Consider the following 17,650-nt stretch of genomic DNA (forward strand, 5'->3'; position numbering starts at 1 on the left):
CGCCACCTTTTGCCGGGAGGCAGGCACTCGGGGGCGTCGGTCGAGCGCGGCGGGCTACGCGCGGGCGGCGAGGGCGGCGTCGTACAACGCCTTCTTCGACAGGCCCGTCTCGGCGGCGACCTCGGCGCACACGTCCTTGAGCCGCTCCCCGGCAGCGGCCCGCTCGACGACCGTCGGGACCACGTCATCGAGGTTGCGGGTGACCGGCTCTGCCCCGGCGACCACGACCGTGATCTCACCGCGCGCGCCCTCGACCGCCCACTCCGCCAGCCCGGCCATCGGCCCGCGGCGGACCTCCTCGTACGTCTTCGTCAGCTCCCGGCAGACTGCCGCGCGGCGGTCGGCGCCGAACGCCTCCGCCATCGCGGTCAAGGAGTCGGCCAGCCGGTGCGGCGCCTCGAAGAACACCATCGTTCGCCGCTCGGCGGCGACCTGCGCGAGGACCCGGCGTCGCTCGCCGGCCTTGCGCGGCAGGAACCCCTCGAAGCAGAACCGGTCGACCGGCAGCCCGGAGACGGCGAGCGCCATCAGCACGGCGCTCGGGCCAGGGACGCAGGTGACGGCCACGTCGGCGTCGACGCAGGCGGCCACCAGCCGGTAGCCGGGGTCGGAGACGGACGGCATCCCGGCGTCGGTGACCAGCACGACCCGCGCGCCGGCCTTGAGCCGGTCCAGCAGCACCGGCGTACGGGACGCCTCGTTGTGCTCGTGGTAGCTCAGGACCTCACCGCCCGGCTCCACCCCGAGCGCGTCGCACAGCCGGCGCGTACGGCGGGTGTCCTCGGCCGCGACCACGTCGGCACCGGCGAGCTCCCGCCCGAGCCGGGGCGCGGCGTCCGCGGGGTCGCCGATGGGGGTGGCTGCGAGGACGAGCGTTCCGGACATGGCGTCAGCCTGGCACGCGCCCCGCCGAGTCCGTACGCCGAGCGTCCGGACCGCGCCGCGGCCGACCGGGCACCGCCGGACAGGTCTCTCGGTTAACCTCACCCAGGGTGTCGGGACGGCACCACCGTAGAGCTGCCAGGGAGGGTCTGTGGCGAGCACGCTGCTGCGCGGCGCCGAGACGGCAACCCCGCAGGCGCCCGAGCCCGGCGTCTCCGCGACCCGGTCGATGCTGCGCCGCCGCCTGCTGGGCCGCCCGCGGACCGCGCAGGAGCGGCTGTGGGCGTGGCTCGGCCCGGCGATCGTCACCGTCCTCGGCGGCGTGCTCCGGTTCTGGGACCTGGGCCGCCCGCACCAGCTGGTCTTCGACGAGACGTACTACGTCAAGCAGGGCTGGTCCCTCATCCAGCACGGCCAGGAGGTCCGCGTCCCGAGCGACGTGAAGTCGCCGGACGCGCTGTTCACCAACGGCACGCCCGGGCTCGCGTACGGCACCGAGCCCGACCTCGTCGTCCACCCGCCGCTGGGCAAGTGGCTGATCGGTCTCGGCGAGAAGATGTTCGGGATCGGCGACTCCTTCGGCTGGCGCTTCGCCGTCGCGCTGCTCGGCACGATCGCGATCTACCTGGTCGGCCGCGCCGCGTGGCACCTGTTCCGCTCGGCGTACCTCGCCACGATCGCCTCGATCCTGCTGGCGGTCGAGGGCATGGAGTTCGTCCACTCCCGGGTCGGCATCCTCGACGGCATCGTCATGTTCTGGGCGCTGGCGGCGTTCGTCGCGATCCTCGCCGACCGCGACCAGGCGCGGGCTCGACTCGCCGACAAGGTCGCCGCCATGCGTGACGGGGGCACCTTCGCCGGGCGCAGCCTGCTCGGCGGCCCGAACCTCGGGCTGCGGCCGTGGCGCTGGGTCGCCGGCGTCTGCCTCGGGCTCGGCATGGGCACCAAGTGGTCGGTCGGCTTCTACCTGGTCGCGTACGGCCTGATGTCGGTGTGGTGGGACCTCGGCGCCCGGCGCGCGGTCGGGGTCCGCCGGTGGGTGTCCGCGACGTTCCTCAAGGACGCGATCCCTGCCGCGGTCATCATGGTCGGCCTGGCGATCGGCACCTACCTCGCGACGTGGACCGGCTGGTTCCTGTCCAAGGACGGCTACGACCGCACCTGGGCGCAGAGCAACCCGGCGGTCAAGGACAACGGGTTCGCCGCGGACAGCTCGCTGTTCGGGTGGATGCCCGACTCGCTGCGCTCGCTGTGGAAGTACCACTCCGAGATGTACGAGTCGGCCGCCAGCATCACCTCCAAGCACGACTACATGTCCAACCCGTGGTCCTGGATGGTGCAGGCGCGGCCCACGTCGTACTTCTACGAGGGCCCCAAGCGCGGGGAGCAGGGCTGCGACGTCGACGCGTGCAGCAAGGCGATCACCTCGCTCGGCAACGTGTCGATCTGGTGGGTCGCGACCGTCGCCCTGGCGGTCCTGCTGTTCGCGTGGCTGCTGCGCCGCGACTGGCGCGCCGCCGCCATCCTGGGTGGCATCGCCGCCGGCTGGCTGCCCTGGTTCATGTACCAGGAGCGCACGATCTTCACCTTCTACGCGGTGACGTTCGCGCCGTACGTCGTGCTCGCTGTGGTGTACGTCGCCGGCCTGGTCCTCGGTAAGGAGACCGACAGCCCGCACCGGCGCAAGGTCGGCCGGGCGGTCGTCGGCGGGTACGTCGCGCTCGCGGTCGCGTTCTTCGTGTTCTGGTGGCCGATCTACACCGCGCAGGTGATCCCGTACTCCCAGTGGGACCTGCACATGTGGTTCCGCAGCTGGGTCTGACCGACGTCCGGCGGGCTTCCGGGCCGCCCGAACGCGGTGCCCGACCACGATGTCCCTCTCCCGCGCAGATGTCCCCGCACGTGCAGGGTCATCTGCACCGAACAGGGACATCGCGAAGGCAGGTCGACCAGGAGGGCTCCTCGCCCCAGCGAACTCACGCTGCGTACGGTACGGCAGCCCGGGTCGGCGTTCACTCCATGCGGGGCCGAGCAGACGAGATTCGCGACGGACGAGCGGGCCGGCTCAGCGCCAGCCGAGCGCCGGAGCGACGTCCTTGAGCACACTCTCGATGACGTGCGCGTTGTAGTCGACGCCCAGCTGGTTCGGGACGGTCAGGAGCAGGGTGTCCGCGGCGGCGACCGCCTCGTCCTCGGCGAGCGCCTTGACCAGGCGGTCGGGCTCGTCGGCGTACGACTTCCCGAACCGGGCGAGGCCGCCGTCGATCTGGCCGACCTGGTCGCGGCTCATGGACTCGCGGCCGAAGTACGCGCGGTCGATGTCGCTCACCAGTGGGAAGACGCTGCGGCTCACCGACACCCGCGGCGTACGCGTGTGCCCGGCGGCCGTCCATGCGTCGCGGAAGCGCTGGACCTGCTCGGCCTGCAGCTGGTGGAACGGCACGCCGGTGTCCTCGGTCAGCAGCGTCGAGCTCATCAGATTCATGCCCTGCTCGGCGGTCCACTCGGCCGTGGCCCGGGAGCCGGCGCCCCACCAGATCCGCTCGCGCAGACCCTCGGAGTACGGCTCGACGCGCAGCAGGCCGGGCGGGTTGGGGAACATCGGCCGCGGGTTCGGCTCGGCGAAGCCCTCACCCTCGATGACCTCCAGGAACCGCCGCGTGTGCTCGCGGGCCATCCCGGCGTGGTCGTCGCCCTCAGGCTGGTACCCGAAGTGCCGGAACCCGTCGATCACCTGCTCGGGCGATCCGCGGCTGATGCCGAGCTGCAGCCGCCCGCCGGAGATGAGGTCGGCGGCGCCCGCGTCCTCCGCCATGTACAGCGGGTTCTCGTAGCGCATGTCGATCACGCCGGTGCCGATCTCGATCCGGCTGGTCCGCGCGCCGACGGCGGCCAGCAGCGGGAACGGCGAGGCGAGCTGGCGGGCGAAGTGGTGGATCCGGAAGTACGCGCCGTCCGCGCCGAGCTCCTCGGCGGCGACGGCGAGGTCGATCGACTGCAGCAGGGCGTCCGAGGCGGACTGCGTGGCGCTGTGCGGCGACGGGGTCCAGTGTCCGAACGACAGGAAGCCGATGTTCTTCATGCCTCGAAGAACCTCATTTCATATTCAACTATTCCGCTGAGAGACGCCCGCGCCGCGGCCCTGCGCTCACCGGCGGAACGCCTCCAGGTGGCCGGGCAGCAGGGCCGCCGCCAGGTCGGTCGAGTCCTGCAGCCGTACGTCGACGACGTGGTAGCGCTGCCGCCCGGCAGCCGTCGCGACGGTGAGCGTGGCGACACCCATCCGGCGCTGGAAGAACGACCGCCGCACCGTCACCCCGATGACGCCGGAGCGCTCCAGGACGTGCGTCGCCCGCAGCACGCTCCCGGAGCGGGACACGAGGTACCGGTCGGTGAGGGCGTGCCCGAGCGCTCGCGCCCGGTCGGCGGCCAGCAGCGCTGCGCCCACCAGCGGGACGAGCGCGAACGCGACCAGCACCGGGTGCACGAGCGCGCCGATGCCGCCGACGACGACGGCGAGGACGACCCCACCGACGAGCGCGCGCGTCCACCGGCGCCGGGTCGCCGCACGACCGTGCGGACGCAGCGGCACCGCCAGCGTGCCCGCCGCCGCCAGCACCCGGTCGGCGACGCCCTTCGCCACGGCGGACGGCGCGGGCGGCACGAGCAACGAGCTGAGCGCCTTGTCCTCGTCGCGTCCCTTGAGGCCGGTCGTGATCGCGGTCAGCCGCGCACCGGACACGCTCCGCAGGGGCAGCGGCTCCTGCAGCTCGACACCGCGAATCCGCCTCTCCTCCAACGTGGTTGCGCGCGTCGTCAGCAACCCACGAGCGACGTGCAGCGTCCCGCCCGCCGCGTGCCGCGTCAGCCGGAACCCCCAGTAGAGGAGGACGTACCCTCCGAGCGACAGCAGCACGATGAGCACGAGAGCGGCGATCGCGAGCAGCAGCACCGCGATCCAGACACCGACGCGCTGAGCCTGGTCGAGGCCGCCCTGCACCGCGGAGTTCTCGTCCGGGTCGAACCCCGCCTCGTTGAGGATCTGGAACCCGACACCGACGATCGCGGCCGCCGCGATGACGCCGCTGGGGCCGAACGGCGCGAACCGGATCCAGCGCGGGTCGAGCCGGACGATCTCCTCCTCACTCGTCGCCTCGTACGCCGCCGCCTGGTCTGCCGGGGCCGCACCGGTCGGCGTCGCGCCCACGGCCGGGCCGGCGGTCTGCTCGCGGTGGCGGTGCAGCAGGTCCTGCCGCAGCGCCGCGGCCTGCTCGGTGGTGAGCCCGTCCAGTGTGAGCTGATGCTCGTCCGCCGCGGCCGCCGTCCCGATCCGGACCTCCGCGAGCCCGAGCAGGCGGTGCAGCGGGGACGCGGTCACGTCGACGGTCCGGACGCGGTCCATCGGCGCGGTCAGCGTCGTGCGGCTGATCAGCCCGTGCCGCAGCTGCACCTGGGCGTCGGTGAACCGGTAGCGCGTGGTGTACCACCGCAGCATGCCCAGCAGGATCGGCACGACCGCTCCCACCAGACCCCACCACCACTGCTGCCCGTTGCCGCGCGTGGTCCCCGCGACCAGCAGGCCCGCCACGGCCGGGAGGAAGCGCAGCAGCTCCTTGACCGGGTGCACGAGGAGCATGCGCGTACTCAGTCGCTGCCACTGCGACGGGCGTACGGCGTCCTCCAGCTCGGTCACGTCGCGTCGTCCTCGGTGCGGTCGGTGACGACGGTGAGGTCCTGGACGAGCCGGGCGGCGACGTCCTGGTCCAGGCACTCGATCTTCAGCGCGCCCTCGGAGGATGCGGTCGTGACGGTCACGGTCGAGAGCTTGAACAGCTGCGCGAGCGGCCCCCGCTCGGTGTCGACGGTCTGGACCCGGGTGATCGGGGCGATGCGTCGTTCCTGGGTGACCCAGCCGCGCTGGGTGTAGACGGCCGTCGGCGAGACCTCCCAGCGGTGCACCCGGTAGCGCCACGCCGGCACGAGCAGCAGGCCGACCAGCGCGAGCACGACGGTCAGCGCGAGCAGACCCCACTGCCACCACGGGCGGGCGTCGAGCACCACGAGCAGGACGACCTGCACCACGATCAGGACCACCCACCCGATGCCGGACTCCACCGCCCAGTACGCCCGCGCCCGCGGGCTCACCCGGTTCGCCGGCTCGCGCAGATCCATGCCGGAACCCTCTCACGCAGTACGCCGCCGAGCCGGTGACCGGAGCCGTGTCGCCGACCCCCTCCGTCCGGTGGTCAGGAGGTGAGTCATGGCTCACCTCCTGACCACCACGACGTATCCGCGGCCTCGGTTTCATGGTGCGCGCAGACCGGTGTTATCGTTGCTCCCGCTCTGGGGCTGTGGCGCAGTTGGTAGCGCGTCTCGTTCGCAATGAGAAGGTCAGGGGTTCGAATCCCCTCAGCTCCACCGGCACGACGAACCCCGTCGGACCATCCGGTCCGGCGGGGTTCTCTGGTGCTCAGGCGACGGCGACCGGGACGGCGTCGTCATCGTCCGTCGACGCCCGCCGCCGCCCGGTGACGAGCAGCGCGACCGCCAGCGCCAGCAGTCCCACGTGCTCGGCGACGATCGCCACGTCCGGCAGCGGTCGGGCCGCAAGCACCTTGACGAAGTCCGCGATCCCGTGGACCACGACGAGCGGCCAGATCCACCGGAAGCGCACCATGAACGCCGCGTACGCCAGACCGTGCACACCGCTCAGCAGCACGTTCTCCAGGACGTCGAGCGTCCCGCGATCGGTCAGGACGAGGTTCGACAGGTGCTGCAGCCCGAACAGGCACGAGCTGAGCACGACGGCCATCACCCGGGTGTACGCCGACTCCAGCAGGTCGAGCACGACGCCGCGGACGAACAGCTCCTCGTTGAGCCCCACCAGGAGCAGGGTCGCGGCCCACGGCAGGAAACCGGGTGCCTTGCCCTGCAGCCCGTGCGGGACGACCCACAGCGCGATGTCGAGCCCGAACGGGATCAGCCACAGCAGCGCGAGCCGGGACGGCGGCCGGACCCCGCCGAGCCGGCCCCACAGGCCGCGACGGTGCACGAGCGCCAGCGCCATCAGCGACAGCACGGCGTTGACGACCAGCCCGGCGTACCACCCCAGCGACCCGGCGAGCCACGCGACCGCGGCCATCACCGCGAAGCGAGCCAGCATGACGACAACGGACCCCAGCACTGCTCTCCCCCGCACGGGGCGACAGTAGCGCGGTGCGGGCGGCTCAGTCCTCCAGCGGCCAGCCCTTCGCCGCCAACCGGGAACGGACCCGGTTGATGTCGGACTCGGCCGGCATCTCCTGAGTCACCTTGGTGATCAGCACCTGGGCGTCGACCGCGCTGATCGGGCTGCGCGGCCCGTTGCTGCCGCCCTCGGCCGCGATCAGCTCGCGGCAGATCTGCTTGACCTCGTCGTCGCTCAGCCGGCGGCGCAGCAGCGCGAGCAGCGGGACGTAGTCGTTGGACGGCACGCCCTCGGGATAGCCCGCGCGCAGCCACTCCTGCACCCGGCGCAGCACGGCCGGCCGGTCCTCGGCGGACGGCACGTCGCTGACCCCGGTCCCCTCCGCCGGCGTGCGCGGCGCACCGCTGAGGCGGGTGCTGCCGTTGGCCAGCGGCCACCCGACGGCGGCCAGCCGGGCGGCCACCACACGTACGTCGTCCTCGCTGGGCGGCGCCTGCTTGACGTCCTCGATCGCGGCCAGGATGTGCTCGTCGGTGATCGCTGCCCCGCCGTGGTCGTGGTCGAGCTGGTGGAGCACCTGCTCGACCTCGGGCGGCTGGAGCGTACGGGTCAGGATGGCCAGCAGCGGGTGGAAGTCCTTGGGCGGCACACCGTCGGGGTAGCCCGCCCGCAACCAGCCCAGCACGGTCCCCAGCGGTCCGGTGCTCACTTGGCGTCCCCGAACGGCTGCCACCCGAAGTAGTGGTCCAGGCTCTTGCGGGTGATCCACAGCACCGCGAGGGCGATCACGACCACGATCAGGGCGAACACGACGTACGCGGCGGCGACCAGCAGCGGGTTGCGGCGGCGGACGACGGTGCCGTCGGCCGACACCTCACCGCTGCCGTCACTCCACAGTCGTACCCCACCGGCGAACAGCGCCGGCAGCCCCGCGCCGAAGATCAGGCCCGCGACGAGCACCCGCAACGTCGAGTCGGCCATCCCTCCCCAGTCCAGACTCATCGCCCGTTCCTCCCCGCCGAGACCGACGGCCTGTCCGTCTCGGCACTCGAGGCGAGCTGACCCAGCTCGCCGTGCTCCCACTCGTCGTTCACGTTGCGGTGGTCGACCTTCTGCGCCCGGCTGCGCAGGTACATGTACGCGGACAGCGCCACCAGGACGACGAAGATCGCGATCGCCCCGGGTACCCCGCCGATCAGGTGCGCGACGCCGTAGCAGGCGGCCCCGACGAGGCCCGCGGCCGGAAGCGTCGTCAGCCACGCGGTGGCCATCCGCATCGCCACGCCCCAGCGCACCTGCGCCCCCGGTCGGCCCACGCCCGAGCCCAGGATCGAACCGGTCGCGACGTGCGTGGTCGACAGGGCCATGCCGAAGTGGCTGGAGGTCAGGATGATCGCCGCCGAGGACGCCTCCGCAGCCATGCCCTGGGGCGGCTCGATCTCGACCAGACCCCGGCCGAGCGTACGGATGATGCGCCAGCCGCCGAGGTAGGTGCCGAGGGCGATCGCCAGCGCACAGGCGAAGATGACCCAGACCGGCAGGCCGTTGTCCTCGATGCCCTGCGCGGTGAGGCTGCCGTGGGCGATCAGCGCGAGCGCGATCACGCCCATCGTCTTCTGGGCGTCGCCCGTGCCGTGCGCCAGCGAGACCAGGGACGCCGTCCCGATCTGGCCCCAGCGGAAGCCCTCGTTCTTCCGGTCGGCCCGGGCCTTCGCCGCGATCGCGTACACGCAGAAGGTGCCGATCGCCGCGACCAGGCAGGCGATGACCGGTGACAGCAGCGCCGGGATGAGGATCTTGCTGAAGATGCCGTTCCAGTTGATCGTCACCGCACCGGCGAGCCCGGCCCCGATCAACCCGCCGAACAGAGCGTGCGAGGAGCTGCTCGGCAGACCCAGCAACCAGGTCAGCAGGTTCCACAGGATGCCGCCGATGAGGCCGGCGAAGATGATGAGCATCGCCTTCTCGGCGTCCAGACCGCTGACCAGCGCACCGGACTTCGTCTGGATCTTCAGCACGTCCTTGGTGATGGTGGCGGCGACCTCCACGGAGAGGAAGGCGCCGACGAGGTTCAGCACCGCCGACAGGGCGACCGCGACCTTGGGCCTCAGCGCCCCCGTCGCGATGGACGTCGCCATCGCGTTGCCGGTGTCATGGAACCCGTTGGTGAAGTCGAACCCGAGCGCCGTGATGACGACCAGGACCAGGATGAACAGCTCACCGCTCATGGGCAAAAGTGTGCTCGCCGGACGCGCTCAGCGTCCACTTGGGGGCCTGCCGGATCCGGCACAGGAAGCATTGTTTGTCAAGGCGTCACCGGCAGGACCGGCGGTCGTCGCGCTGCCGCCGGTCATCGGTCACCCGCGCTGGTCAGCTCGTCGAGCTCGGCCAGATCGGCCGCGGTCGGCTCCCAGCGCAGCGCCTGCGCATTGGTCCGGACCTGCTCACCCGACGTCGCCCCCGAGATCACCGACGACACCGCCGGCTGGGCCGCGAGCCCGCTGATGGCGACGTCCAGCATCGACAGGTCACGCGCGCCGGCGTACCGCTCGACGGCCTCGATCCGGTCCCAGTCGGCGTTCGCCAGCCAGTGCGCCCGGTCCGGCTCGGTCGCAGCGCGCGAGCCGGCCGGTGCCGCCTCCCCGCGCCGGTACTTGCCGGTGAGCAGGCCGTACTCCAGCGGGAAGAACGGCAGCAGCCCGAGTCCGTACGTCTCCGCGGCCGGGGCTACCTCCTCCTCGACGCTGCGGTCCAGCAGGGAGTAGCGGTTCTGGACCGAGACGAACCGCTCGAGGCCGGACGTCCGGGCTGTCCAGTCGGCGTCGGCCACCTGCCAGCCGGCGAAGTTCGAGCAGCCGATGTAGCGGACCTTGCCCTCGTGGACCAGCTCGGTGAGGGCCGCGAGCGTCTCCTCGATGGGCGTGATGTCGTCCGGGCGGTGCAGCTGGTACAGGTCGATGTGGTCGGTCTGCAGCCGGCGCAGGGACGCCTCGACGGCCCGGCGGACGTAGCGCCGCGAGCCGCGGACGCCGTGGTCGGCGCCGTTCGCGCCCTGCATGTCCATCCCGAACTTCGTGGCGAGCACGAACTCGTCCCGCTGACCGCGCAGGGCATCGCCGAGCAGCGTCTCGGAGCCGCCGGGCGGGTTGCCGTAGATGTCCGCGGTGTCCAGCAGGGTCACGCCCACGTCGCGCGCCGCGCTGAGGATGTCGCGCACCCCGTCGGCGTCGACGCGCCGGCTGAAGCCGTTGCACCCGATCCCCACCGCGCTGACCATCAGACCGGAGTCGCCCAGCGGGCGGTACGTCATGTCGCTCACGCGGGCGACAGTACCGAGCGCCTGCCTGCGTGCCGCCGCAGGCGCAGAAGGAGAGGGCGGTATATCGCACGATCCTTCTGCGCCGCGTGGAGCTGACGCGCTCGTCCACAGGGCGTCCTGCACGGGCCGAGTCCTGCGACCACACTCTCGACATGCGCCGTCGCGAGCGACTCGCCGCCGTTCACGACCTCGCCCACGATCAGTGGGGCGTGGTGTCGCGTGCCCAGCTGCTCTCGCGCGGGATCGACCGGTACGACGTCCGCAACGAGGTGGCCGCCGGTCGGTGGCGGCTGCTCGGCGCGCGAACCGTCGCAGTGCAGAGCGACCTCGACCCGCGGGCGAGCTGGTGGCGCGCGGTCTGGGAGGCCGGTGAGGCGGCGCGCCTCGATGGCTCCAGCGCCCTGCTCGCCGCGGGCCTGCGTCACTGGGACGAGGCTTTGCTCCACGTCAGCGTGCCCCGGGGCAGTCACGCCCGACGAGTCCACGGCGTACGGCTCCACCACGTGTCGGGCCTGGAGCCGGCTTCCGGCTCAGGGGTACCTCGCAGTCGGCCCGAGATCGCCGCCGTACGAGCGGCCCAGTGGGCGACCACCGACCGGCAGGCCATGACCGTGCTGGTGATGAGCGTCCAGCAGCGTGTCGTCGCGCCCCACCGCCTGGCCGACGCCTGGACCCAGGTCACGCGCAACCCGCGCCGCCGGCTGCTCGCCGAGGTCGACGACGCCCTTCGGGACAACCACCTGCTCATCGCGGGCACGCTCACGCTGCGCATCCCGGTTCTCGGACTGAGGCTGCGGCCGGTGGAGTTCATGGACCAGGTCGAAACCCTCGTCCGTCGAGCCCAGATGCAGAAGGAGCGTGCGGTATGACGCACGTTCCTTCTGCGCGAGAGCGATCGGCGACGGCGTCGCCCATCGTTCGAGGGGGCTTCGGGTGGGTCAGCCGGCGCGGTGCACCGGGGGCAGGTCCTCGAGCTCCTCGTCCAGGGCGAGCCCGTCGAACGGCAGGTCCTCGACCGGCATGTCGGCGTACGACACCTGTGCGGCGCCCGCGGGCTCCTGCGTGGCCGGTGCCGCGGCGGCGGGGGCCTGCGGCTCGGCGGCCGCCTCACGTCCGTCGAACACCTGCTCCTCCGCCTGCTCAGCCGGAGCCGGCTCGGGTCGCTCGGCCTTGGCCTTCATCGTGTACGTCGGCGGCGGGACGTCGACCGGCTGCCAGGCGCCCGGCTCCAGCGGCGCGGCGACGGTCTCGTCCTCGGAGGTCGTCGCGGTGGAGGCGACGACCTGCTCCGACGGCGGCGAGACGTCGTACACCTCGCGCTCGACGGCTGCGCTACGTGGTGCGGGTGCGCGCTGCGGACGTGGCCGGGCCTGCGGCTCGACGCGCGCCGGAGCGGCGGTGGAACGGACGGCCGCGCTGCGCAGCCAGGCGACCACGCCACCGAGACCGACCAGCATGACCAGCGGCGACCACCACGGCGTGACACCGAACGGGGTCAGCACGACGACCAGCACGAACATCGCGACCGTGGCGAGCAGCGCGCCGGCGCGGACCTGCCGCGGCTGGACGCCCTCGGGCTCGTCACGGTCGGACGGATGGGCTGCGGCCGGTGCGGTGCGAGCGGGCGGGCGGGCCTGGTCGTCGGGAGTCATCGCGGATCCTGAACGGGGCTGGGCGGACGGCGACGCCGTGGCGGCGGCGAGAACGGTCCCGTGCTCGACGGGCTCGTCCTCGGCCGTGCCGTGCGCGGCGGTGGGTCGACGCTCCAGGACACGGATGCCCTCGGAGAACCGGTCGACCGAACGAGCCGTCGCGAGGTAGTCCCGGCGACGAACCCAGTGCTGGAGCAGATAGGCAGCCCAGATGATGACGATGACCAGAAAGATCAGGCTGCTGCTCCTCACGCGTTCGACGTTAGGTGCGAATCCGGCCGCCTTCGTGGACGTCGACCGCGTGTCGCGAATGTGGCTAGTGGGATTCGTGGTGCAGACGGTGCACGGCGCTGCGGCCGTCGAGATCCTCCACCGTGAGCGCGAACGAGCGGTGGTCGTGCCACTCGCCGGCGATGTGCAGGTACGCCCGCCGGATGCCTTCGTCGCGCAGCCCGAGCTTGCGAACGACGCTGAGGCTCTTGGCGTTCTCGGGCCGGATGTTGACCTCGACGCGGTGCAGCCGCATCGGCCCGAAGGCGTGGTCGATCATCAGGGCCAGCGCGAACGGCACGATGCCGCGACCGGCGTTGCGCTCGGCGATCCAGTAGCCCACCGAGCCGCTCTGCAGGGCGCCACGGACGATGTTGAACAGGTGCATCTGCCCGCTCAGCTCACCGTCCACGTCCAGCGCGAACGGCAGCATGCGCCCCTGCCGCGCCTCCCGCTGCTGGACGCGCACCACGTGGCCGAAGCTCGAGCCGCCGCCGGGGTACGGCGAGGTCGAGTCCCACGGCCGGGTCCAGGCGGCGTTCTGCCGGCGCAGCACGAGGAACGCCTGCCGGTCGCGGCGGGCGTGCATCGGCCGGAGCCGCACGTTCGTCCCGTGGTGCAGCCCCTCCAGCGCGACCGGCCAGTCGCGGATCATCGGTGGTCGCCGCCCACGACCTGCTCCAGTGCGTGAGCGACCACGGGTGCCAGCACGGCCAGGCCGTCCTTCACCCCGCCGGTCGAGCCGGGCAGGTTGACGACCAGCGTGCGACCCGCCAGCCCGGCGACACCGCGGGACAGCATCGCGGTGGGGACCCCCGCGGCCACCCCTGCCGCACGGATCGCCTCGGCGATGCCGGGCACTTCCCTGTCGATGACGGCGCGGGTCGCCTCGGGCGTCCGGTCGGTCGGGGTGAGGCCGGTGCCCCCGGTGGTGAGGACGAGGGCGGCGCCGGTCGCGACGGCCTGCCGCAGCGCCTCCTCGACGAGAGGCCCGTCGGGTACGACGACGGGCCGGTCCGCGGCCAGGCCCCACTCGCGTACGGCGTCCACGACGAGCGGGCCGGTGCGGTCGGCGTACGCGCCTGCTGCGGCCCGGGTCGAGCAGGTGATCACGACCGCCCGGGGCGGGGTGCTCACGGCTGCTCCCGCCAGTCGCCGGACCGCCCGCCGGACTTCGCCGTCACGCGGACGTCGGTGATGCGGGCGTGCTTGTCGACGGCCTTGACCATGTCGACCAGGGCGAGGGCGGCCACGCTGACGCTGGTCAGCGCCTCCATCTCGATGCCGGTGCGGTCGGCCGTCCGGACGGTGGCGACGATGTCCACGCCGTCGTCGACGACGGTGAGGTCGACCGTGACGGCGTGGACCGCCACCGGGTGGGCCAGCGGGACGAGGTCCGGCGTGCGCTTGGCCGCCTGGATCCCGGCGACGCGGGCGACCGCGAGCGCGTCGCCCTTGGGCACGCTGCCGTCCCGTAGCGCGGCGACCGCTGCGGCATCGAGCAGCACCCGCCCGGCCGCGGACGCCTCGCGGGCCGTGACCGGCTTCGCGCTCACGTCGACCATCCGGGCGGTGCCGTCGTCCCGGACGTGCGTGAGGCGGGGCGCATCGTCGGAGTCGGTCATGCCGGCAGCTCCTCGCCCGGCAGCAGGCGTACGTCCATCCAGTCACCTTCTCGCACCTGCGTGACGTCAGGCGGGACGAGCGCGACGGCGTTCGCGCAGGCGAGGCCGCCGAGGATGTGGCTGCCCTGCGCCCCGGACGGCTCGACGCACCAGTCGTCGCCCGAGCGGGTGAGGACCACCCGCGCGACCTGCAGCTTGTTCGCGGGTGAGCGCCACCCACGGGTCACCGTGGCCCGCAGGCCCGCCGGCCCGCCGGCCCGACCGGCCATGACCCGCAAGGCCGGTGCCACGAACGTCTCGAACGACACCAGCGAGGACACCGGGTTGCCGGGCAGCCCGAACAGCGGGACCCTCCGTTCCCCCACCAGCCCGAAGGCCTGCGGCTTGCCCGGCTGCATCGCGACCGTCTCGAACCGCACATCGGCCCCGGATGAGAAGGCCTCCTTCACCGGTTCGTACGCGCCCGCGGAGATCCCGCCGGAGGTGACGACGGCGTCGGCCTGCTCGGCCAGCCGCAGCACGACGTCCGCGAGGGGCTCGGCGTCCCGGTCCCCCACGTGCACGACGGCCGCGCAGACCGCTCCCGACGCGAGCACCGCCGCACGCAGCATCGGCCCGTTGCTGTCGTGGATCTGCCCGTACTGCAAGGGTTCTCCGACGGGGACGAGCTCGTCACCCGTGGTGATCACCGCGACCCGCGGAGCCGGGCGGACGCGTACCGTCGCGGCGCCGGCAGCGCTCGCGGCCGCGACGTGGTGGGGCAGCAGGCGGGTACCGGCGGGCAGCACGAGGTCGCCAGCGCGGACGTCCTCACCCGCCCGGCGGATGGCGTTGCCGGCCGCCACCGGCTCACGGACCTGCACGGCGTCGACACCACCGTCGGTCAGCTCGACCGGGACGACCGCGTCCGCCCCCGCCGGCACGGGCGCGCCGGTCATGATCCGCCGGCAGCTCCCGGCGCCCAGGTCGTACGCGGTCGTGTCGCCGGCCGCGACGTCACCGAGGACGGGCAGCCGGACGGGCGCGTCCGCGGAGGCGCCCGCGACGTCGGACGCGACCACGGCGTACCCGTCCATCGCCGAGTTGTCGAAGCCCGGCAGGTCGACGCTGCTGATGACCGCCTCGGTCAGCACCAGCCCGAGGCTGTCGGCGAGCGCCCGCTCGGACGGCTCCAGCGGGCGTACCGCGGCGAGGATGCCGCCGAGGTACGCCTCGACGCTGATCGGCGTCAGTGGGTCTCCTCGTCCAGGTGGGCGTCGTTGGTGCGGCCCAGCGCCTCGTCGGTGCGCGCCCACTCCAGCAGCCAGCCGCGGAAGTCGGCGCCCAGCTCGCGGTGGCGCACGCCCAGCCGGACCATCGCCTTGAGGTAGTCGAGGCGGTCACCGGTGTCGTAGCGACGGCCGCGGAAGACCACGCCGGTCACACCGCCGGACTCCGGGGAGCCGATGGCCTCCTTGAGCGCGTCGGTCAGCTGGATCTCGTTGCCGCGCCCCGGCTTGGTGTGGTCGAGGATGTCGAAGAGCGAGGGGTCCAGGACGTAGCGGCCGATGATCGCCAGGTTGCTCGGCGCCTCACCGACGGCGGGCTTCTCCACCAGGTCGGTCACCCGCACGATGTCCTCGTCCTCGCCCTCGACCGGGGAGACCGCGGCACAGCCGTACAGGTGGATCTGGTCCTCCGGGACCTCCATCAGCGCGATGACGCTGCCGCCGTGCGCCTGCTGCGCGGCGATCATCCGCTCCAGCAGGTGCTCCTGCTCGTCGATCAGGTCATCACCCAGCAGCACCGCGAACGGCTCGTTGCCGACGTGCGACCGGGCGCACAGCACCGCGTGGCCCAGACCGCGCGGCTCGCCCTGCCGGACGAAGTGCACCTCGCCGAGGTTCGCGGACTTGTGCACGCGCCGGAGCCGCAGCTCGTCGCCCTTCTTCTCCAGCGCCTGCTCCAGCTCCCAGTGCCGGTCGAAGTGGTCCTCCAGGGACGCCTTGTTGCGGCCCGTGATGGTCAGCACGTCGGTGAGGCCGGCCCGTACGGCCTCCTCCACGACGTACTGGATGGCCGGCTTGTCCACGACGGGCAGCATCTCCTTGGGGATGGCCTTGGTCGCCGGGAGGAACCGCGTGCCCAGGCCGGCCGCGGGAATGACGGCCTTGCGGATGTGGGCAGGTCGTGAGGTCGACGTCATGGGCGTCAGGGTACTGATCGGGTCCAGCCGCTCCGCGCAGGACAGTGAACGTGTGGACACTGGTCGCATGTGGCGAACCCTCCCCGACGACAAGGCCGCCGCCCGCCGGGTCGTGCGAGCGCAACGGCGGGCCCGTCGCGAGGCGCAGCCACCGTCCGACCGCGCGGCCGACGCCGAACGGCTCGCCGAGGCCCTGCTCTCTCGGGTGAACGCGCCGGCGACGGTCGCGGCGTACGTCTCCCTGGCGACCGAGCCGCCCACCGAGGCGCTGCTCGAGGCGCTGGCCGCGGACGGTCACCGGGTGGTCGTGCCCGTCCTGCTGCCGGACCAGGACCTGGACTGGCGGCCGCTGGAGGACGAGGGCGCCCGGCTCGGGGTCACCGCCGTCGGCTCGGCGGACCTGGTGATCGTCCCGGCGCTGGCGATCGCCCGCGACGGGCTGCGGCTGGGGCAGGGCGGCGGCAGCTACGACCGGGCGCTGACCCGTCGCCGGCCGGACGCGCGGGTCATCGCGTGCGTGTACGACGACGAGCTCGCCGAGCGTGTCCCCGCCGACCCGCACGACCAGCCGGTCGACGCCGTCGTGACTCCCGGCCACGGCGTGATCGAGCTCACCGGCTCCTGAACCGCGCGCGGTCGCTCGGCGCGTGCTTCTCCAGCGCGTAGCGCAGCATCACCCTCGGCATGGCCGGGGCGTGCTCGTCGAGGAAGGAGTCGAGCAGCGCCCGGTCGCGGGCGCCGACCTCGCGCAGCATCCACCCGACGGCCTTGCGGACCAGGTCCGCCTCGTCGCCCAGCAGTCGCTTCGCCAGGTGCAGCGTCGGCTCCGGCCGACCGGCCCGGATCAGCGCGAACGTCGACACGACCGCGAACCGGCGCTCCCACAGGACGGGCGAGTCGGCGAGCCGGTCGAGCAGCGTCAGCACCGCATCGTCCGGCTGGGTCAGCAGCCACGACCCCAGGGTGTACGGAGCCACCGTGTCGACCAGGTCCCAGTTGTCCAGCCGGTCGAGCCGCTGCAGGAGGCGATGGACGACGTCGTCACGTCCCTCGCCGTCGGCCGCCCGGAAGGCCTCGACCAGGAGCAGGCCGCCCAGCAGGCGTACCTCGTGAATGTCGCTCGCCAGCAGCGCGTCGATGTCGTCGAGCGTGGCCTTCCGCTTGACCGAGCCGGCCACGCGGCGCAGGACGGGCACCCGCACGCCGACGAGCACGTCACCCTCGGCGTACCCACCGGGTACGGCGCCGAAGAAGCGGGCCTTCGCCTCTGCGTCGGTCGTGCTGCCGGCCGAGCAGACCCGTTCCGTCAGCTCGTCCGCCAACGGCGTCGACCGCACGACCACCCCCGCACGCTATCCCGCCCCCGCCGGTCGAGTAGGGGCGAACGAAGTGATGCCGCTACTCGAGACCAGGTGACCGTGCCCACCTGGTCTCGACACACCTCGCCCCTGGGGGCTCGCCTACTCGACCGACGGGACTACCGCTGGTCGAGTAGGGCGGAACGAAGTGAGCGCCCGTATCGAGACCAGG

Annotated in this window: 19 protein-coding genes and 1 tRNA gene; 4 read left to right on the forward strand and 16 right to left on the reverse strand. The window is 72.7% G+C overall.

Annotation, left to right across the window (positions count from 1 at the left end):
* Positions 1–54: 54 nt before the first annotated feature.
* On the reverse strand, positions 55–885 hold the full coding sequence (gene rsmI, locus P4R38_RS11620; protein ID WP_277192285.1) for a 16S rRNA (cytidine(1402)-2'-O)-methyltransferase: 831 nt from the start codon (positions 883–885) through the stop codon (positions 55–57).
* A 148-nt stretch (positions 886–1,033) separates the two neighbouring features.
* Between rsmI and P4R38_RS11625 the strand changes: the two genes are divergently transcribed.
* The gene (locus tag P4R38_RS11625; protein WP_346770756.1) at positions 1,034–2,704 is read left to right on the forward strand and encodes a dolichyl-phosphate-mannose--protein mannosyltransferase; all 1,671 of its coding nucleotides are present in this window, start codon (positions 1,034–1,036) and stop codon (positions 2,702–2,704) included.
* Between the two features lie 243 nt (positions 2,705–2,947).
* On the opposite strand, the gene P4R38_RS11630 is transcribed toward P4R38_RS11625, so the two are convergent.
* The 3 genes from P4R38_RS11630 to P4R38_RS11640 all read right to left on the reverse strand — a co-directional run bounded on the left by P4R38_RS11630 (position 2,948) and on the right by P4R38_RS11640 (position 6,054).
* The gene (locus P4R38_RS11630) at positions 2,948–3,964 is read right to left on the reverse strand and encodes an LLM class flavin-dependent oxidoreductase (protein WP_277192286.1); all 1,017 of its coding nucleotides are present in this window, start codon (positions 3,962–3,964) and stop codon (positions 2,948–2,950) included.
* Between the two features lie 66 nt (positions 3,965–4,030).
* On the reverse strand, positions 4,031–5,575 hold the full coding sequence (locus P4R38_RS11635) for a PH domain-containing protein (protein WP_277192287.1): 1,545 nt from the start codon (positions 5,573–5,575) through the stop codon (positions 4,031–4,033).
* Complete coding sequence (locus P4R38_RS11640; protein ID WP_277192288.1) at positions 5,572–6,054, reverse strand: PH domain-containing protein; 483 nt, start codon at positions 6,052–6,054, stop codon at positions 5,572–5,574. The genes P4R38_RS11635 and P4R38_RS11640 overlap by 4 nt, the downstream gene beginning before the upstream one ends.
* Before the next feature lie 173 nt (positions 6,055–6,227).
* Here P4R38_RS11640 and P4R38_RS11645 point away from each other — a divergent pair.
* Positions 6,228–6,300: transfer RNA gene (locus P4R38_RS11645), tRNA-Ala, on the forward strand.
* A 52-nt stretch (positions 6,301–6,352) separates the two neighbouring features.
* Here P4R38_RS11645 and P4R38_RS11650 read toward each other — a convergent pair.
* The 5 genes from P4R38_RS11650 to P4R38_RS11670 form a co-directional block, all read right to left on the reverse strand.
* Positions 6,353–7,081, reverse strand: a complete 729-nt coding sequence (locus P4R38_RS11650) for a CPBP family intramembrane glutamic endopeptidase (RefSeq protein WP_277192289.1) — start codon at positions 7,079–7,081, stop codon at positions 6,353–6,355.
* Between the two features lie 28 nt (positions 7,082–7,109).
* A complete protein-coding gene (locus P4R38_RS11655) occupies positions 7,110–7,778 on the reverse strand; it encodes a DUF3349 domain-containing protein (protein ID WP_277192290.1) in 669 nt (222 codons plus the stop codon).
* Positions 7,775–8,071 (reverse strand): hypothetical protein, encoded by a 297-nt coding sequence (locus P4R38_RS11660; RefSeq protein WP_275236690.1) that lies wholly within the window; start codon positions 8,069–8,071, stop codon positions 7,775–7,777. Before P4R38_RS11660 ends, P4R38_RS11655 begins: the two co-directional genes overlap by 4 nt.
* The gene (locus P4R38_RS11665) at positions 8,068–9,297 is read right to left on the reverse strand and encodes an inorganic phosphate transporter (protein ID WP_277192291.1); all 1,230 of its coding nucleotides are present in this window, start codon (positions 9,295–9,297) and stop codon (positions 8,068–8,070) included. Before P4R38_RS11665 ends, P4R38_RS11660 begins: the two co-directional genes overlap by 4 nt.
* A 122-nt stretch (positions 9,298–9,419) precedes the next feature.
* Complete coding sequence (locus tag P4R38_RS11670) at positions 9,420–10,379, reverse strand: aldo/keto reductase (protein ID WP_277192301.1); 960 nt, start codon at positions 10,377–10,379, stop codon at positions 9,420–9,422.
* Between the two features lie 161 nt (positions 10,380–10,540).
* Between P4R38_RS11670 and P4R38_RS11675 the strand changes: the two genes are divergently transcribed.
* Complete coding sequence (locus tag P4R38_RS11675) at positions 10,541–11,257, forward strand: hypothetical protein (protein WP_277192292.1); 717 nt, start codon at positions 10,541–10,543, stop codon at positions 11,255–11,257.
* Between the two features lie 69 nt (positions 11,258–11,326).
* On the opposite strand, the gene P4R38_RS11680 is transcribed toward P4R38_RS11675, so the two are convergent.
* The 6 genes from P4R38_RS11680 to galU form a co-directional block, all read right to left on the reverse strand.
* On the reverse strand, positions 11,327–12,292 hold the full coding sequence (locus P4R38_RS11680) for a hypothetical protein (protein WP_277192293.1): 966 nt from the start codon (positions 12,290–12,292) through the stop codon (positions 11,327–11,329).
* A 64-nt stretch (positions 12,293–12,356) separates the two neighbouring features.
* A complete protein-coding gene (locus P4R38_RS11685; protein ID WP_277192294.1) occupies positions 12,357–12,965 on the reverse strand; it encodes a GNAT family N-acetyltransferase in 609 nt (202 codons plus the stop codon).
* Positions 12,962–13,447 carry a MogA/MoaB family molybdenum cofactor biosynthesis protein gene (locus tag P4R38_RS11690; protein ID WP_277192295.1) on the reverse strand — a complete coding sequence of 162 codons (486 nt, stop codon included), beginning with the start codon at positions 13,445–13,447 and terminating at the stop codon, positions 12,962–12,964. The genes P4R38_RS11685 and P4R38_RS11690 overlap by 4 nt, the downstream gene beginning before the upstream one ends.
* Positions 13,444–13,935: a cyclic pyranopterin monophosphate synthase MoaC gene (gene moaC / locus P4R38_RS11695; RefSeq protein ID WP_277192296.1), complete on the reverse strand. Its 492-nt coding sequence runs from the start codon at positions 13,933–13,935 to the stop codon at positions 13,444–13,446. Before moaC ends, P4R38_RS11690 begins: the two co-directional genes overlap by 4 nt.
* The gene (locus tag P4R38_RS11700) at positions 13,932–15,230 is read right to left on the reverse strand and encodes a molybdopterin molybdotransferase MoeA (protein ID WP_277192297.1); all 1,299 of its coding nucleotides are present in this window, start codon (positions 15,228–15,230) and stop codon (positions 13,932–13,934) included. Before P4R38_RS11700 ends, moaC begins: the two co-directional genes overlap by 4 nt.
* Positions 15,164–16,120 (reverse strand): UTP--glucose-1-phosphate uridylyltransferase GalU, encoded by a 957-nt coding sequence (gene galU, locus P4R38_RS11705; protein ID WP_275236682.1) that lies wholly within the window; start codon positions 16,118–16,120, stop codon positions 15,164–15,166. Before galU ends, P4R38_RS11700 begins: the two co-directional genes overlap by 67 nt.
* Positions 16,121–16,187: 67 nt before the next feature.
* Here galU and P4R38_RS11710 point away from each other — a divergent pair, with 67 nt between their 5' ends.
* Positions 16,188–16,745, forward strand: coding sequence for a 5-formyltetrahydrofolate cyclo-ligase (locus tag P4R38_RS11710; protein WP_277192298.1), 558 nt, complete (start codon positions 16,188–16,190; stop codon positions 16,743–16,745).
* Here the strand turns inward: P4R38_RS11710 and P4R38_RS11715 are convergent.
* Positions 16,732–17,463: a DNA alkylation repair protein gene (locus P4R38_RS11715; protein ID WP_277192299.1), complete on the reverse strand. Its 732-nt coding sequence runs from the start codon at positions 17,461–17,463 to the stop codon at positions 16,732–16,734. The genes P4R38_RS11710 and P4R38_RS11715 overlap by 14 nt on opposite strands.
* Between the last annotated feature and the right edge of the window lie 187 nt (positions 17,464–17,650).

The organism is Luteipulveratus flavus (assembly GCF_029439465.1).
Classification (GTDB): domain Bacteria; phylum Actinomycetota; class Actinomycetes; order Actinomycetales; family Dermatophilaceae; genus Luteipulveratus; species Luteipulveratus flavus.

What these genes read in the sequence shown, in the direction of transcription:
- P4R38_RS11665 (WP_277192291.1), bottom strand. Translation starts at nt 9,297, where the DNA reads ATGAGCGGTGAGCTGTTCATCCTGGTCCTGGTCGTCATCACGGCGCTC.
- rsmI (WP_277192285.1), bottom strand. Translation starts at nt 885, where the DNA reads ATGTCCGGAACGCTCGTCCTCGCAGCCACCCCCATCGGCGACCCCGCG.
- P4R38_RS11640 (WP_277192288.1), bottom strand. Translation starts at nt 6,054, where the DNA reads ATGGATCTGCGCGAGCCGGCGAACCGGGTGAGCCCGCGGGCGCGGGCG.
- P4R38_RS11670 (WP_277192301.1), bottom strand. Translation starts at nt 10,379, where the DNA reads ATGACGTACCGCCCGCTGGGCGACTCCGGTCTGATGGTCAGCGCGGTG.
- P4R38_RS11685 (WP_277192294.1), bottom strand. Translation starts at nt 12,965, where the DNA reads ATGATCCGCGACTGGCCGGTCGCGCTGGAGGGGCTGCACCACGGGACG.
- moaC (WP_277192296.1), bottom strand. Translation starts at nt 13,935, where the DNA reads ATGACCGACTCCGACGATGCGCCCCGCCTCACGCACGTCCGGGACGAC.
- P4R38_RS11710 (WP_277192298.1), top strand. Translation starts at nt 16,188, where the DNA reads ATGTGGCGAACCCTCCCCGACGACAAGGCCGCCGCCCGCCGGGTCGTG.
- P4R38_RS11630 (WP_277192286.1), bottom strand. Translation starts at nt 3,964, where the DNA reads ATGAAGAACATCGGCTTCCTGTCGTTCGGACACTGGACCCCGTCGCCG.
- galU (WP_275236682.1), bottom strand. Translation starts at nt 16,120, where the DNA reads ATGACGTCGACCTCACGACCTGCCCACATCCGCAAGGCCGTCATTCCC.
- P4R38_RS11675 (WP_277192292.1), top strand. Translation starts at nt 10,541, where the DNA reads ATGCGCCGTCGCGAGCGACTCGCCGCCGTTCACGACCTCGCCCACGAT.
- P4R38_RS11660 (WP_275236690.1), bottom strand. Translation starts at nt 8,071, where the DNA reads ATGAGTCTGGACTGGGGAGGGATGGCCGACTCGACGTTGCGGGTGCTC.